The sequence below is a fragment of the Promicromonospora sp. NPDC059942 genome (assembly GCF_042731755.1).
GTDB lineage: Bacteria > Actinomycetota > Actinomycetes > Actinomycetales > Cellulomonadaceae > Promicromonospora.
On sequence record NZ_JBHWLR010000004.1, the window covers coordinates 380,095 to 393,799 of the forward strand.

Here is a 13,705-nt window from a genome sequence, read left to right on the forward strand (position 1 = left end):
CCACCCACCCCTAGTACAACAAGTGAAAACAACAACCCCCACCACCAACCCACCCGCAACCACCCCCCCCACCCCCCCCCCCCCCCCCTCCCCCCCCCCCCCCCCCCCCCCCCCCCCCAGGCCTGTGCCTCCGGGGGCCCGCGCTACGGGGGCCCGACGCTCCGGGCGCTTCGCGCCCTGCGCGCACCCCTCCGCGCACCCCGTCGGCTACGGCCTTGGACACGAAGAAGCGGCCCCGGGTTCTGTCCCGAGGCCGCCGCGCGGCTGAGTCTTACTCGCGTTCCTCTAATGCCGAAGGCGTGGCCGCCTCAAGCGTCAATCACCAGGGCTCACCACCCGGCGCGATCGGCTCACGTCCCGTAGCACTCACCCTGCCGTGGTCGCCCGACCCACATACCCGCCGCTGCTACCTCAAGACGTCGCTCTGGTGATCCGCGGTGATCCGAACGAGCACGCCCTCGACCTTCGCCACGAGCTCGAAGCCAACGTCGTGCACCAGGTCGATGAGGTCCTCAGCCGGGCGGGTCGGCAACACGACAGTGCAAGCTGCGAGCTCCGAGACAAAGCGGCGGTAGTCCAGCAGTTGGCCGATCGCCTCACGAACAGCACGCCGCTCACTACTTGCCTTGACCTCATAGAGGACCTTGGTCGAATCGTCGAAGGTGTCCGTCCAGAGCGGCACGCTCGAACCGGGAACGGTCAGCTTCCGGCGCCCGACCGCATTGCCCTTGGCGCGCAGCACCTTCTCAAGCTCAGCCATGAGCTCGGCCTCGCGCCTCACGGCAGTCGTTCCCATGCTTGCCGTGACATCGAACTTCCTGACGCGGTTGTTCTCCGATGGCACGAAGACGTCGCCAGGTGAGTGCTCCGGTTTGTCCGCCAGATGTTCGTCTCCTGCCGGCGCGACCGCGCTGACTCGCAGCAGCTTGAACACCAGGACTGTTCGCGGAACCCCGTCAGTACCTAGCGCATCCTCGCGGCGAACCGGGTCAGCAGAGTCAATGGTGAACTCTCCGATGTACTTCTGCGGCTTGGTGGACTGAGGTCCAGGCATGGCCTCGAAGACACGGAGAGCTCGCCCCTGCTGAACGTGCCTGAGGATTGCTCGGTTGCCCCTTGACGTCTCCACCTGGTCGCCGTTCTGGCCCTCACCGGTGTAGTAGAAGGCTCCATCGTCAGCCCAGCCATCAAAGTTGTAGCCATGCCGGATGCCCCGCGCGGGATCCGAATACACCATGACGTTGGGAGTCTTCCCCGACGGTTCGATGCCTCCATAGACGGCACCACCGAACCGCCCAGCCACCGCGGCGCGTGTAGTCACTGTCCCGGGCGCGATGTCCCACTGCTCAGCCATGCCAGCAAGGTAGCTGCCGCCACTGACACAAGGAGTCACCAGGGGACCAACGTCCGGCTCGTTGAGTGTCTTATCGACGCCAGACCGCATCAAGGGCGCTACGCGTCGCAGGCGATGGGCTACGCCCACCCTTGACCCGGTCCGACGTCGACAAGACGTGGCAGGGAGCCGGGCGATGCCCACCCATGGCCGTGCGAGATGTGCGATGTCGTGTGCGACGTGCGCCCGAGGGGACCCCGAACAACCGGGAACACCGCCACCGGTCCAGGCCGCAGAAGTCCTCACGAGACCCACTTCCCACTTCTCCGCGGGTTCCGGGTTCGATCCCCGGGGGGCCCACCTCTCTCACCTGCGCACTCACCGTCCCCAGGACTCCCGCCCTGCGGTCCGCCAAGCGGATACGTAGCATCGAGGCGGACGGCATCATGCGCAACGTGGCCCGCATTCTCACCGCGCTGGCCCTCCTGCTGGCGGGCGTCGGACCGACGCCGGCAGCAGCGGCCGCACAGTGCTTGCTGCCCGACGGCGGCCGCGGCGTCCACGTCTGGATCAAGTCCCCGACCACGCGCGCGCCCGACGGCTCAGCCGCCGGCCGGACCAGACCCGCGGGAACCCGGCTGTGCCGGGCCGTCAGCTCCGACGCCCAGGTCGTCTACGTCGAGGGCGCCACGGGACTGATCCTGGCCACCCGGCGCGCACCCGTGGCCGGCGGCCCCGCGGGCTCCGCCGGGCGCGCGCACGCGGACGCCGCCCGGCAGCTCGCGGCCAGGTACGGGGTCACCCTCCAGCTCTCGGCGGCGGACGAGGGCGGCCGGCGCGGCTACGTCACGGCGACCAGGGCGCTGCTCACCGGGAGCTACACCCCGGGCGGCACGCTGACCCCCGGCAAGGGGCTGATCCGGCTCGGCAACGGCGCCGACGACATGTCGGTGGCCGGCAGCGGGAACAACTGGTTCCGCAGGTACCTGCTGAACCAGGCCCGCCACGAGATCGCGCACGCGGAGATCGAGCGGCGCTGCGGCACCACCAGGCCACCCGTCGCCGGTGCTCCCGGCGCCGTCCGCGCCTCCACCGAGAAGCCCGTGCACGAGCACGTCACAGAGGCGTACGCCGACCTGTACCTGGGTGCGACCACGCGCAGCCCGGGCGGCTACGGTTACTCGACCACCTGGGACGTCCCGCGGGCGAGGGCGATCCACGCGGGCCGCTGCTCCTGAGGCGATACCACCGGGCGACATCGGGCGGCAGTAGTTTCCGGTGATACGGCTTCACTACGCGAAAACCTCGCCCGCGCACCTCCACCGGACGCTCTTACGCCGCGCCTACGCTGACCTGTACCGTAGTCGCCCACCCGAACGCCGAGGGGCCCACATGGCACAGCTCGACCGTCGCACCTTCCTGGCAGGCGCCGCCGTGGTCGCATTCGACCCGGCCGACTCCCGGTGGCTGAACAGCCTCCCGGAGAACTCCACCGCGATTCAGCTCCCCCACCTGGACGGCGAGCTCGTCACCGACGAGGACGCGCTCACCGAGGCCGCCACCGACTACGGGCACCTGAAGCACCACCGGCCCCGGGCCGTGCTGCGGCCGGGTTCGGTCGACGACGTCGTGACCCTGGTCAGGTTCGCCGACGAGCACGGGCTCGTCGTCGCCGTGCGCGGCCAGGGCCACTCGACGTTCGGTCAGGCGCAGGCCGACTGCGGCGTCGTGATCGACTCGCGCACCCTGGCCACGATCCACGAGATCACGCCCGACCGGGCGGTCGTCGACGCCGGGGTCCAGTGGCTCGACCTGGTCCGCGCCACGCTCGCCGTCGGCGTCGCACCCCCGGTGAGCACGGACTTCCTGGGCCTCTCGGTGGGCGGCACGCTGTGCGTCGGCGGGATCGGGGGCGCCTCGCAGCACTTCGGGATGCTCGTGGACAACACGGTCGAGCTCCAGGTGGTCACGGGTGACGGCCGCCTGGTCACCTGCTCCGCGGACCAGGAGCCCGAGCTCTTCGAGGCCGTGCTCGGCGGGCTGGGCCAGTTCGCCGTCATCGTGCGCGCCACGGTGCGCCTGGAGACCGCGCCTGCCATGGCGCGCGTCTACACGCTCACGTACCCCCGGATCACCGACCTGACGGCGGCCCAGCGGACCGTCCTGGCCGACGGCCGCTTCGACTACCTGGAGGGCCAGCTCGTCCCCACGGACGACGACGGCTTCGCCTTCGTCCTGGAGGGCGGCGCCTGGTACACCGGCGAGCCGCCCGACGACGCGGCCCTGCTGGCCGGCATCGACCCCGCCGGCGTCGACCTCATCGACGTGCCGTACTTCGAGTGGCTGAACCGGATCTACGAGACCGTGGAGCAGATCGAGGCGCTCCGGCTGCCCGGACCGTGGCTCAACGCGTTCCTCCCGGACGCCGCCACCGACGAGATCGTCACGGAGCTCCTGACGACGCTCACCCCGGCCGACGCCGGCGGGGTGGCCCTGCTCTACCCGGCCCGGCGCTCGCTCCTCACCCGGCCGCTGGTGCGGGTCCCGGACGGCGAGGTCTTCTTCCTGCTCGCGCTGCTGCGCGCGGTGAGCCCCCCGGACGACGCGCACGCCGACCGCCTGATCGCCGACAACGACGCGCTGTACGCCCGCGTCCTCGCCGCCGGCGGCACCCAGTACCCCGTCAACGCCCTGAGCCTGACGCCGGCCGACTGGCGCACCCACTACGGCGACCGCTGGCCCATGGTCCTGCGCGCCAAGGACCGCTACGACCCGCGCGGCGTGCTCACGCCGGGCCAGGGCATCTTCGAGCCGGTCAGCAGAGCTTCTCGTACTCCTTGAGCCCCTCGACGGTCGAGGCGACGTCGAGCTCGGTCTGATCCTGTGTGCCGTCGTCGAGCGCCTTCTGGAGCTGGAGGAACGGGACCCGCATCTTCTCGACCGGGCCCTGGAACTCCTCGGGCACCCGCTCGCCGAGCCGCCCGAGCTCCAGGGCCATGGCGTGCATCTGGTCCGCCGAGGCGGCGTCGAGCCCGTCGCTCGCGCCGACGAGCGCGATGCCGATGCGCTCCTCGAGCGTCTTGTCGCCCTTCACGTACATGGCGGCGCAGGCCTCGTTCGCGTCCAGGGGCGCGTCCGGGTCGGAGCTCGTGGTCGCGCTGGCGCTGCCCGACGGCGTCGCGCTCGCCCCGCCGTCGGCCTCGGACCCGGCGCCGTCCGCGGAGCAGCCGGAGAGAAGAAGGAGCAGCGTCGCTGCGGCGGCGACGGCGAGCGGTGCGGGACGGACCATGGCGCACATGAAACCACCAGGTCCTGGGAATCCGCGCATCCGGCGGGTTTCGCCGGGGTGACCGACGCGGCGCCCCCGGGGCCGGGCGGTGAACGCTCCTGGAACTCTCCCCGAATTCGTCCGACGGCGCCGGACGGGCCTCCGCCAGCGGCTACCGTGGCGAGCAGAGCCGCAGATCCGGAGGTCAGCATGGCCGCTCGTCCCGCAGTCATCGCCCACCGTGGGTACTCCGCGGTGGCCCCGCAGAACACCCTCGCCGCCATCGAGGCCGCCTGCCAGGCGGGCGTCGACCACGTCGAGATCGATCTCCAGCCCACCGCAGACGGCGTGGGCGCGGTGATCCACGACGAGACGGTCGACGCCACCACCGACGGCACCGGCAAGGTCGCCGCCCTCACCTCGGGCGAGGTGTTCGCGCTCGACGCCGGTGGCTACTTCGCCCCCGCCTTCTCGGGGCAGCGCGTCCCCACGCTCGACGACGTCCTCGCCGTGCTCGCCCGCCACCCCCGCACGGACCTGCTGCTGGAGCTCAAGGGCGCCTGGAACGCGGAACAGGTCGAGCGGGTCGTGGCGACGATCGACACCGCCGGGTTCGACCGCCGCGTCCTGGTGCAGAGCTTCTGGCCCGGCACGGTGGCCACGGTGCGCGACGTCGCGCCGCACCTGCCGGGCGGCCTGCTCGTCTCGTTCGACCCGCCCGGCCTGCTGCGCCTGTGCGAGCGGCTGAACGTCGTGGCCTGCAACCCGTCCGTCGCCACGATCGCGGGCAGCCCGCGGCTGGTGTCCCGCCTGCACGCGGCGGGCCTGCGGGTCATGTCCTGGACGGCGAACGACCCCGAGGCGTGGACCACGCTCGTGACCGCCGACTCCGGGATCGGCGTCGACGGCGTGATCACCGACCGGCCCGAGCGGCTCACGGGCTGGCTCGAGGGCCGGGCCGGCCAGGCCGCCGCCGCGCTGCCCGTACCGGGCCGGGGCGGGATCCGGCTGCGCCGCCGCGGGCACGCCCCGGCGCAGCGACTGGCCGTGGGCCACGCGTAACCGCTTCCCGTGTCAGACGCACAGGTCACCCGGGTGACCTGTACGTCCGACACGGCGGGGGATCAGGTGCGGTGCAGCCAGCCGTGGAGCCGGCGGGTCACCCAGGGCAGCACCCAGTACGCCATGATCGGCGTCAGGATCAACGTCGAGATCAGCACCTTGAGCACCAGGTTCACGTCGCCCCACCCGGGCACGAAGTAGGTGAACAGGGCCGTGAACACCAGGTTCACGGGGAAGAACCCGAGCCAGATGCTCGTGGCCTGCTTCCACCGCGGCGGCACGACGCCGGCGGCGACGTCTGCCGGCTCGTCCACGCGCGTCGGGTCCTCGAACCAGCCCTCGATGCCCGTGCGCTGCTGGTAGCGCAGCTCCTCGACGAGCCCGGTGCCCTGCGCGAGCCAGTCCCGGCGCTCGGCGGACTGCTCCCAGGCGGCGAGCCGCTCGGCGTCGGCGAAGCGGTAGAGCATGTGCCAGTCGCGGGACCCCTCCGCGGCGCGGATCCAGCCCGATCCGAGGAACCCGTCCCAGCGGTTGGCGAGGTTGACGCCCGACTGCACCCAGCGGGTGACCTCGGGGACGTGGTCGGGGTGGACGATGCGGTGGATGGACACGGTCACGGGTTGTCCGGCGGGGGTGGGCACGGATCCGTTCGCGGCCTGATCGTGATGGGCCATGCCCGAAGTCTGATACATGGCCTCGAACGCCTCAATGTGAGCGCGCACACCCCGGGTTGTCCAGCCTTCACGGCTGGGGCACGCTCTCTGCCCGGTTCTTGTGACGCATACCTCCGGTCGGGGGGTTACGCAACTCGTGGACAGTCGTTCAACATTAAACGTCGTCGCGAGGAACGCATCCCCTGGGCCTTCGGGCCTCGTTCTTCGCGACGATCGCCATGGCCTGCGCGACCCCCTTGCGCGCCGTGGCCTGTCAGCAGCTCGAGCATTCTTCGCCGTCCCCCCGAGGGGATCTCCCCTCACGGTGTCGCCGTGCCCAGCCGCAGAACGGAAATCAGCGTGCCCCAGGCGCCGAACCCCGTCGCGCACAGCACCGTGTGCCTTGCCCTTGTCCCCGAGCACCGGGACCGCCCTTGAGGCCCGGAGACCACGCCCTCGTCCCCCGTCGCACGCGACGCCCGGGCGCACAGGGTGCCCACGCCGCCGTCCCCGCAGCGGGACACAGCGCGCGATCCGGCCGGATGCTGCGCCGCTCGTCCTTCGCGGTCGCGGCCGCGCTCACCACGGTCGCCCTGACCACCACCGCGGCCGTCAGCTTCACCGGGAGCGACGACGCGACGAACGGCTCCACGACGGCCGCCGAGCCGGCCGTGCAGCCCACGCCCGTCGCCATCACCAGCGCCGTCGTGACCGACCCCGACGTCCGGTCCGCCTCCGAGAAGGCGGACGCCGTCCTGAGCGACGCCGACTACGTGACCCGCGAGGGTGACCTGACGGTCAAGGACCGCAAGAAGCTCCAGGCGGCCACCAAGGAGCTACGGACCATGCTGGACCGGGCCCGCGACGCCGCCACCACCGCCACGGGGCTGCGGCAGAACGCCGCGGCCTCCCGGAGCACCGAGCGCGCGTCGCTCGCCGAGCGCGCTGCCGACGCGTCGGCCGCCGAGGCGAGCGGGACCACCGACGACGCCGCCCGGGACACCGCGGCGGACGCCACCGATCCGACGAACCTGGCCGTCGCGGCCACGGACGTCACCCCGCTCGGCGGGCAGCAGACCGAGAGCCTTCCCATCCTCGCCACCCCGCTCGCCGACTCCGTCGAGAGCACCGCGGTGGCGAAGGAGGCGGAGCAGGCGGAGAAGTCCGCCGACACCGAGGACGCCAAGGCCGCCGCGAAGAGCGCGGCGGCGGCAGCGCCGTCGGCCGACCGGATCGAGAAGGTGACGACGTCGCTCCAGCGGCTCATCACCAAGACCGACGGCGACGCCGTCGTGTCGGTCGACCCGGGCCCCACGCCCGAGGAGATCGCCGCCGCGAAGAAGGCCGCCGAGGAGCGGCGCGAGGCCCGCGCAGAGCGCAAGGCCGAGCGCAAGGCCGAGGTGGCCCGGGAGAAGGCTGCGGCGCGCGCCAAGCAGATGGCCAAGGCCGCGAAGAGCTACGGCAACGGCCAGATCCCGTCGAGCGTGCTCTGCGGGCTGAGCTTCGCCTCGGGCGAGAAGCTGCGGTGTGACGCCGCGGTGGCGCTCGAGGACCTGAACCGCGCGTTCCGCGCCAAGTTCGGCCGGAGCCTGGACCTGACCGACGGCTACCGCTCCTACGGGGAGCAGGTGTCGGTCGCCGCCTCGCGGGGCGCCCTGGCCGCCGTGCCCGGCACGTCGAACCACGGCCTGGGCCAGGCCGTGGACCTGTCCGGCGGCATCGAGTCGTTCGGCAGCGCCGAGCACGCCTGGATGGTCGCCCACGCCGGGAAGTTCGGCTGGAAGCACCCGGGTTGGGCGCAGGCCGGCGGCAGCAAGCCGGAGGCCTGGCACTGGGAGTACGGCACGAAGTACTGAGCCGCACGCCTGCGCCCGGTCCCGTACCGGGCGGCCCAGCCACGAGCCCCGGGGGGGGGGGGGGGGGGGTGTTTTTTCTTTTTGAACACCAAAACCCCCCCCCACACCCGCGTTCAACTTCCGTGGAAGTGGTCAGCCCAGGAGCAGGGTCACCAGCAGGGAGATCGGCAGGGCCAGGAGCATGCTCAGCAGCGTGATGTCGCGGACCGACGTCGTCGCCAGGCGGAAGTGTCCCGCGAACAGGAACACGTTCTGCGCCGTGGGCAGCGCCGCCATCAGCACCACCCCCAGCAGGTCCAGGCCGTCGAGCCCGAACAGGAACCGGCCCACGACCCACGCGAGCGCCGGCATGACCAGCGACTTGAGCACGGTGCCGAGCACCACCTCGGCGCGGGCGTCCCGGCCCAGCGGCCGCTGACCCCGCAGCGACATCCCGAACAGCAGCAGGAGCAGCGGCACCGAGGCGTGGCCCAGCATCTCGACCGGCTGCCCGAGCACCGCGGGCAGGTCCACCGAGAACGCCGCGGCGAGCAGACCCAGCCCGGTCGCGACCGTCACGGGGTTGGCCAGCGACCGGGCGAGGGTGGCGCCCAGGGAGCGGGTCGGCCCTGCGCTGTCGGCACCGGCACCGGCACCGGCACCGGCACCGGCACCGGCGTCGGCACCGGCACCGCCGTCGGCAGCGGAGCCGGCGGCGCCGTCGTCGTCGGAACGAGCGGCGGCGAACCGCCCCGCCCGCGCCGCCCGGTGCCGGTACCACGCGAACACCGACAGGTACACCGGCGCCACCACCAGGAGCTGCGCGATGAGCACCGACACCACCGGGGCGGCGGTGCCCACGGCGTACAGCGCGATGGGCACGCCGATGTTGCCCGCGTTCACGTACGAGCTCGCCATCGCGCCGGCTGCGACCGGGCCGGCGGGCCGCCGGAGCAGCCCGCCCGCGACCAGCGCGTAGAGCAGCCCCGTGGCCGCCGCCGTGATCAGCGCGATCGGGGTGTAGGTGCGCAGGACGGCGCCCAGGTCGGCGTCGGACATGAGCAGGAACATCAGCGCCGGGTTGGTGATGTAGTACACCAGCGGCGCGATGCCGCGTTGCATGGCGCGGGCCTCGCCGGGCAGCACCCACGCGGCGACGAACCCCACCCCGACGAGCACGAGCACGATCGCAAACCCGAGCAGCACCCCGCTCATCCCAAACCCCGCCCCCCGCAAGAACGCTGAGTGCTGGGTATCTGCGGGGTCGTGGGGCTTTTGTCCCGCAAATAGCCAGCACTCAGCGAGTCGGGCGGGGTCAGCGGACCAGGCACGGGCGCTTCGGGTCGAAGGACCAGCCCGGGATCAGGTACTGCATCGCCGTCGCGTCGTCGCGGGCGCCCAGGCCGTGCTCCAGGTACAGCTCGTGCGCGGCGGCCAGGCGCTCGCGGTCGAGCTCGACGCCGAGCCCCGGCGTCGTCGGCACCTGGATCGCGCCGCCGGTGATCTGCGGCGGCGCCGTCGTCAGGCCCTGCCCGTCCTGCCAGATCCAGTGCGTGTCCAGCGCTGTGATCTCGCCGGGCGCCGCCGCGCCGACGTGCGTGAACATCGCCAGCGAAATGTCGAAGTGGTTGTTGGAGTGCGACCCCCAGGTCAGCCCGAACTCGTGGCAGAGCTGGGCCACGCGCACGGAGCCCGCCATGGTCCAGAAGTGCGGGTCGGCCAGCGGGATGTCGACGGCGCCCCCGCGCACCGCGTGCGCCATCTCCCGCCAGTCGGTCGCGATCATGTTGGTCGCGGTCGGCAGCCCGGTCGCGCGCCTGAACTCCGCCATGACCTCCCGGCCGGAGAACCGGCCCTCGGCCCCGCACGGGTCCTCCGCGTAGGCGACGACGCCGCGCATGCGCCGGCCCAGCCGGATCGCGTCGGCCAGCAGCCAGCCGCCGTTGGGGTCGAGCGTGATCCGCGCGTCGGGGAAGCGCTCCTTGAGCGCGACGACGGTGTCCACCTCCAGGTCACCGGCCTGCACGCCGCCCTTGAGCTTGAAGTCGGTGAACCCGTACCGCTCGGCGGCGGCCTCGGCCAGGCGCACGACGGCGTCCGGCGTCATCGCCTCCTCGCGGCGCAGCCGCCCCCACGCGTCGGACTCGTCGTCCCCGCGCAGGTACGGCAGGTCGGTCGCGCCCGGGTCGCCCACGTAGAAGAGGTACCCGAGCATCGGCACGGCGTCGCGCTGGACGCCGTCGCCGAGCAGCTCCGCGACGGGCACGCCCAGGTCCTGGCCGTGCAGGTCGAGCAGCGCGGACTCCAGGGCCGTGACCGCGTGCACCGTGGTGCGCAGGTCGAAGGTCTGCAGCCCGCGCCCGCCGGCGTCGCGGTCGGCGAAGGCCCGCGCGACGTCGCGCAGCAGGGAGCGGTACCGCGCCACCGGCTGCCCGACGACGATCGCGCCGGCCTCCTCGATCGTGGCCCGGATCTTCTCCCCGCCGGGCACCTCGCCCAGCCCCGTGCGGCCGTCGGAGTCGGTGACGATCGCGACGTTCCGGGTGACGAACGGGGCGTGCGCGCCGGACAGGTTCAGGAGCATCGAGTCGTGGCCCGCGACGGGCACGACCTCGACGCGCGCGATCGTGGGGTGCGCGCTCACCGGGTGGCCTCCGCGGTCCGGGCGGCCTCAGCGGCGCCGTCCGTGACGTCGGTGTCCGTCGCGCCCAGGACGACGTCGAGCACGCCGTCCACCCGCCGCGTCAGGTGCCACGGGTTGTCCGACCGGACCGGCTCGGGCAGCAGGTACTCCGGCAGGTTCTGGTAGGCCACGGGCCGCAGGAACCGCTCGATCGCGAGCGTGCCCACCGAGGTGGTGCGCCCGTCCGACGTCGCGGGGAACGGCCCGCCGTGCACCATCGCGTGCCCCACCTCGACGCCGGTGGGCCAGCCGTTGGCCAGGATGCGGCCGGCCTTGCGCTCCAGCACGGGCAGCAGCGCGGCGGCGGTCTCCCGGTCGGACTCGGTCAGGTGCAGCGTCACGGTGAGCTGCCCCTCCAGGCGCTCGACGGCGGACAGCAGCTCGGCGGCGTCCGAGTACCGGACCACGAGCGAGGCCGCGCCGAAGATCTCGGCCTGCAGCACGGGGTTGCTCAGCAGGGTCGGCACCGCGCTGGCGAACACCGCGGGGGCGGGGGCGTTCTGCGTCGCGCCGGGCGAGCCGGCCCCGACGAGCGACACGCCGTCCTGCGCGGCCAGCGCGTCCACGCCGTCCTGCCAGGCCTGCGCGATGCCCTCGGTGAGCATGGTCTGCCCGGCGGCGGCCGCGGCGGCGCGCCCGGCGGCGGCCACGAACGCGTCGCCGCGCTCGCCGTCCGGCACGAACACGAGGCCCGGTGCGGTGCAGAGCTGGCCCGACGAGCCGGTCACCGACGTGAGGTACGCGGCGGCCAGCGCGTCGACGTCGCCCGCGAGGGCGCCGTCGAGCAGGATCGTGGGGTTGATCGAGCTCATCTCGGCGTAGACGGGGATGGGCACGGGGCGGGCCGCGGCCGCCGCGACGAGCGCGAGGCCGCCGCCGCGGGAGCCGGTGAAGCCGACGGCCTGGATCACCGGGTCGGACACGAGCGCCTGGCCCACGACCTTGCCCGGCCCGTAGACCAGCGAGAACACGCCGGGGTGCAGACCGGACGAGGCCACGGCGTCCGCCACCGCGCGGCCCACGAGCTCGGCCGTGCCGGGGTGCGCGTTGTGCGCCTTGACGACGACGGGGCAGCCCGCGGCCAGCGCGGAGGCGGTGTCGCCGCCCGCGGTGGAGAAGGCGAGCGGGAAGTTGCTGGCACCGAACACGGCCACGGGGCCCACGGGCACCTTGCGCTGCCGGATGTCGGCGCGCGGCAGGGGAGTGCGGTCGGGCAGCGCGGGGTCGATCCGCACGCCGCGGTGGTCGCCCTGGCGCACGACCTGCGCGAACAGGCGGAGCTGGTTCGTGGTGCGGGCGACCTCGCCCGTCAGGCGGGCCGCCGGGAGGCCGGTCTCCTGCATGGCCCGCGCGACGACGTCGGGCGCGACCGCCTCGATGTTGGCCGCGACCTGCTCCAGGAAGCGGGCGTGGGGCTCGGGCGCGAGCGCGGAGAAGGAGGCGAACGCCTCCTGCGCGGCCGCCGTGGCGCGGGCGACCTGTGCCTCGTCGAGCAGGGAGTACGCGGGTTCGAGGGCCTGGGCCGTGGCCGGGTCCTGCCCGGCGAATGTGCCGGCGGTGCCCGGAAGGGGCGCGCCGGCGACGATCGAGTGGCCGGTGAGCTGGGTCATCGCATGTCTCCTTGAGGGCGTTCGGGTCAGCCGGCCAGGGTGTCGACGGCGGCGTCGGCAGTGCCGGCCGGAGCGGCGTCGGCCGCGGCCGGGCGCACCCCGGCGGCGTCGATCAGGGCGGAGAGGTCGGCGAGGTCCTGGTCGGTGAGGTCCTGGAGGGGCGCGCGCACGCTGCCCATGTCGCGGCCGACGGCCTTCATGCCGCCCTTGACGATGGAGACGCCGTACCCCTTGGTGCGGTCGCGGATGTCGAGGTAGGGCAGCACGAACCGGCGCAGCTTCTCGGTGACCGCGGCGTGGTTCAGCGCCCGGACGTCCCGGTAGAACTCCAGCGCGAACTCGGGCACGAAGTTGTACATGGCCGACGAGTAGGTGCTCATGCCGAGCTGCAGCAGCGGCAGGGCATAGGTCTCGGCGGTGGGCAGGCCGCCCAGGTAGAAGAGCCGGTCGCCGTTGGTGGCGTAGACGCGCGTGAGGTGCTCGATGTCGCCGATCGCGTCCTTGAACCCGATGAAGTTCGGGTGGCGCTCGGCCAGCCTTGCGACGGTGGTCGCCGAGTAGATCGCGTTGCCGCGGTTGTAGACGATGACGCCGAGGTCGGTCGCGGCGCAGACGGCGGAGGCGTGCTCCAGCAGTCCGTCCTGGTCGGCCTCGGTGAGGTACGGGGGCAGCAGCAGCAGGCCCTCGGCGCCGGCGTCCTGCGCGGCACGCGCGTTCTCGATCGCCTGGGCGGTGTTGCCGCCCGCGCTGCCGAGCACCGGGGTGCGGCCCGCGGCGGTCTCGACGGCGAGGCTCACCACGCGGGCCGACTCCTGCGGCGTCAGGCTGAAGCCCTCGCCCGTGCCGCCGGCGGCGAAGAGGCCGCCGATCCGGAAGCTCGACTGCCAGTCGATGTGGTCGCGGTACCGCTGCTCGTCGATCGCGCCGTCCGCGGTGAACGGCGTGACGGGGAACGACAGCAGCCCGTCCTTGAGGGCGACGGCGAGCTCCTGCGGTGCATACGTGGCCAAGGTGGCCCCCTCCTGTGACAGACGTCGACGATGGCGACTGGTCGGGCTAGGTTCTCGGCGCCACGGTAAGAACCCTCCACGATGCCTGTCCAAGCCCGATCGTGCATCAACTCATGCCCACTCGGTATCGCCGGCCCCGGCCGGCGTCGGTGGGGGGTGGGGGTTTTTTGGGTTTGGAAAACTCGGGGACGCAAAAAAACCACACCCCCACAAAGGGGGGGGGGGAAGAGGGGGAATCCCTGGGGGGAGGG

General features: G+C 72.8%; 11 protein-coding genes. 4 read left to right on the forward strand and 7 right to left on the reverse strand.

Annotated features, from left to right (window positions below; genetic code table 11):
• Window positions 1–406 precede the first annotated feature (406 nt).
• The gene (locus ACFV9Q_RS08970) at window positions 407–1,354 is read right to left on the reverse strand and encodes a hypothetical protein (RefSeq protein ID WP_377234112.1); all 948 of its coding nucleotides are present in this window, start codon (window positions 1,352–1,354) and stop codon (window positions 407–409) included.
• A gap of 434 nt (window positions 1,355–1,788) precedes the next feature.
• Between ACFV9Q_RS08970 and ACFV9Q_RS08975 the strand changes: the two genes are divergently transcribed.
• Both ACFV9Q_RS08975 and ACFV9Q_RS08980 read left to right on the forward strand, forming a co-directional pair.
• Complete coding sequence (locus ACFV9Q_RS08975) at window positions 1,789–2,571, forward strand: hypothetical protein (protein WP_377234113.1); 783 nt, start codon at window positions 1,789–1,791, stop codon at window positions 2,569–2,571.
• A gap of 154 nt (window positions 2,572–2,725) precedes the next feature.
• A complete protein-coding gene (locus ACFV9Q_RS08980; RefSeq protein ID WP_377234114.1) occupies window positions 2,726–4,174 on the forward strand; it encodes an FAD-binding protein in 1,449 nt (482 codons plus the stop codon).
• Here ACFV9Q_RS08980 and ACFV9Q_RS08985 read toward each other — a convergent pair.
• The gene (locus tag ACFV9Q_RS08985) at window positions 4,149–4,622 is read right to left on the reverse strand and encodes a hypothetical protein (RefSeq protein WP_377234115.1); all 474 of its coding nucleotides are present in this window, start codon (window positions 4,620–4,622) and stop codon (window positions 4,149–4,151) included. The genes ACFV9Q_RS08980 and ACFV9Q_RS08985 overlap by 26 nt on opposite strands.
• A gap of 189 nt (window positions 4,623–4,811) precedes the next feature.
• On the opposite strand from ACFV9Q_RS08985, the gene ACFV9Q_RS08990 reads away from it, so the two are divergent.
• Entirely contained in the window at window positions 4,812–5,663 is an 852-nt protein-coding gene (locus tag ACFV9Q_RS08990) for a glycerophosphodiester phosphodiesterase (RefSeq protein ID WP_377234116.1), read from the forward strand.
• Between the two features lie 62 nt (window positions 5,664–5,725).
• On the opposite strand, the gene ACFV9Q_RS08995 is transcribed toward ACFV9Q_RS08990, so the two are convergent.
• The gene (locus tag ACFV9Q_RS08995) at window positions 5,726–6,337 is read right to left on the reverse strand and encodes an antibiotic biosynthesis monooxygenase (RefSeq protein WP_377227147.1); all 612 of its coding nucleotides are present in this window, start codon (window positions 6,335–6,337) and stop codon (window positions 5,726–5,728) included.
• A gap of 521 nt (window positions 6,338–6,858) precedes the next feature.
• Between ACFV9Q_RS08995 and ACFV9Q_RS09000 the strand changes: the two genes are divergently transcribed.
• Window positions 6,859–8,172 (forward strand): M15 family metallopeptidase, encoded by a 1,314-nt coding sequence (locus ACFV9Q_RS09000; protein WP_377234117.1) that lies wholly within the window; start codon window positions 6,859–6,861, stop codon window positions 8,170–8,172.
• A 132-nt stretch (window positions 8,173–8,304) separates the two neighbouring features.
• Here ACFV9Q_RS09000 and ACFV9Q_RS09005 read toward each other — a convergent pair whose 3' ends face one another.
• From ACFV9Q_RS09005 to kdgD, 4 genes are all read right to left on the reverse strand, one after another.
• On the reverse strand, window positions 8,305–9,366 hold the full coding sequence (locus ACFV9Q_RS09005) for an AEC family transporter (protein ID WP_377234118.1): 1,062 nt from the start codon (window positions 9,364–9,366) through the stop codon (window positions 8,305–8,307).
• A gap of 100 nt (window positions 9,367–9,466) precedes the next feature.
• Window positions 9,467–10,795 (reverse strand): enolase C-terminal domain-like protein, encoded by a 1,329-nt coding sequence (locus ACFV9Q_RS09010; protein ID WP_377234119.1) that lies wholly within the window; start codon window positions 10,793–10,795, stop codon window positions 9,467–9,469.
• Entirely contained in the window at window positions 10,792–12,444 is a 1,653-nt protein-coding gene (locus tag ACFV9Q_RS09015) for an aldehyde dehydrogenase (NADP(+)) (protein ID WP_377234120.1), read from the reverse strand. Before ACFV9Q_RS09015 ends, ACFV9Q_RS09010 begins: the two co-directional genes overlap by 4 nt.
• A 26-nt stretch (window positions 12,445–12,470) precedes the next feature.
• Window positions 12,471–13,454 (reverse strand): 5-dehydro-4-deoxyglucarate dehydratase, encoded by a 984-nt coding sequence (gene kdgD / locus ACFV9Q_RS09020; protein ID WP_377234121.1) that lies wholly within the window; start codon window positions 13,452–13,454, stop codon window positions 12,471–12,473.
• Window positions 13,455–13,705: the final 251 nt, after the last annotated feature.

Excerpts from the sequence above, each read along its gene's own strand:
- ACFV9Q_RS08970 (WP_377234112.1), bottom strand. The coding sequence starts at position 1,354 with ATGGCTGAGCAGTGGGACATCGCGCCCGGGACAGTGACTACACGCGCC.
- ACFV9Q_RS08980 (WP_377234114.1), top strand. The coding sequence starts at position 2,726 with ATGGCACAGCTCGACCGTCGCACCTTCCTGGCAGGCGCCGCCGTGGTC.
- ACFV9Q_RS08985 (WP_377234115.1), bottom strand. The coding sequence starts at position 4,622 with ATGGTCCGTCCCGCACCGCTCGCCGTCGCCGCCGCAGCGACGCTGCTC.
- ACFV9Q_RS08990 (WP_377234116.1), top strand. The coding sequence starts at position 4,812 with ATGGCCGCTCGTCCCGCAGTCATCGCCCACCGTGGGTACTCCGCGGTG.
- ACFV9Q_RS08995 (WP_377227147.1), bottom strand. The coding sequence starts at position 6,337 with ATGGCCCATCACGATCAGGCCGCGAACGGATCCGTGCCCACCCCCGCC.
- ACFV9Q_RS09000 (WP_377234117.1), top strand. The coding sequence starts at position 6,859 with ATGCTGCGCCGCTCGTCCTTCGCGGTCGCGGCCGCGCTCACCACGGTC.
- ACFV9Q_RS09005 (WP_377234118.1), bottom strand. The coding sequence starts at position 9,366 with ATGAGCGGGGTGCTGCTCGGGTTTGCGATCGTGCTCGTGCTCGTCGGG.
- ACFV9Q_RS09015 (WP_377234120.1), bottom strand. The coding sequence starts at position 12,444 with ATGACCCAGCTCACCGGCCACTCGATCGTCGCCGGCGCGCCCCTTCCG.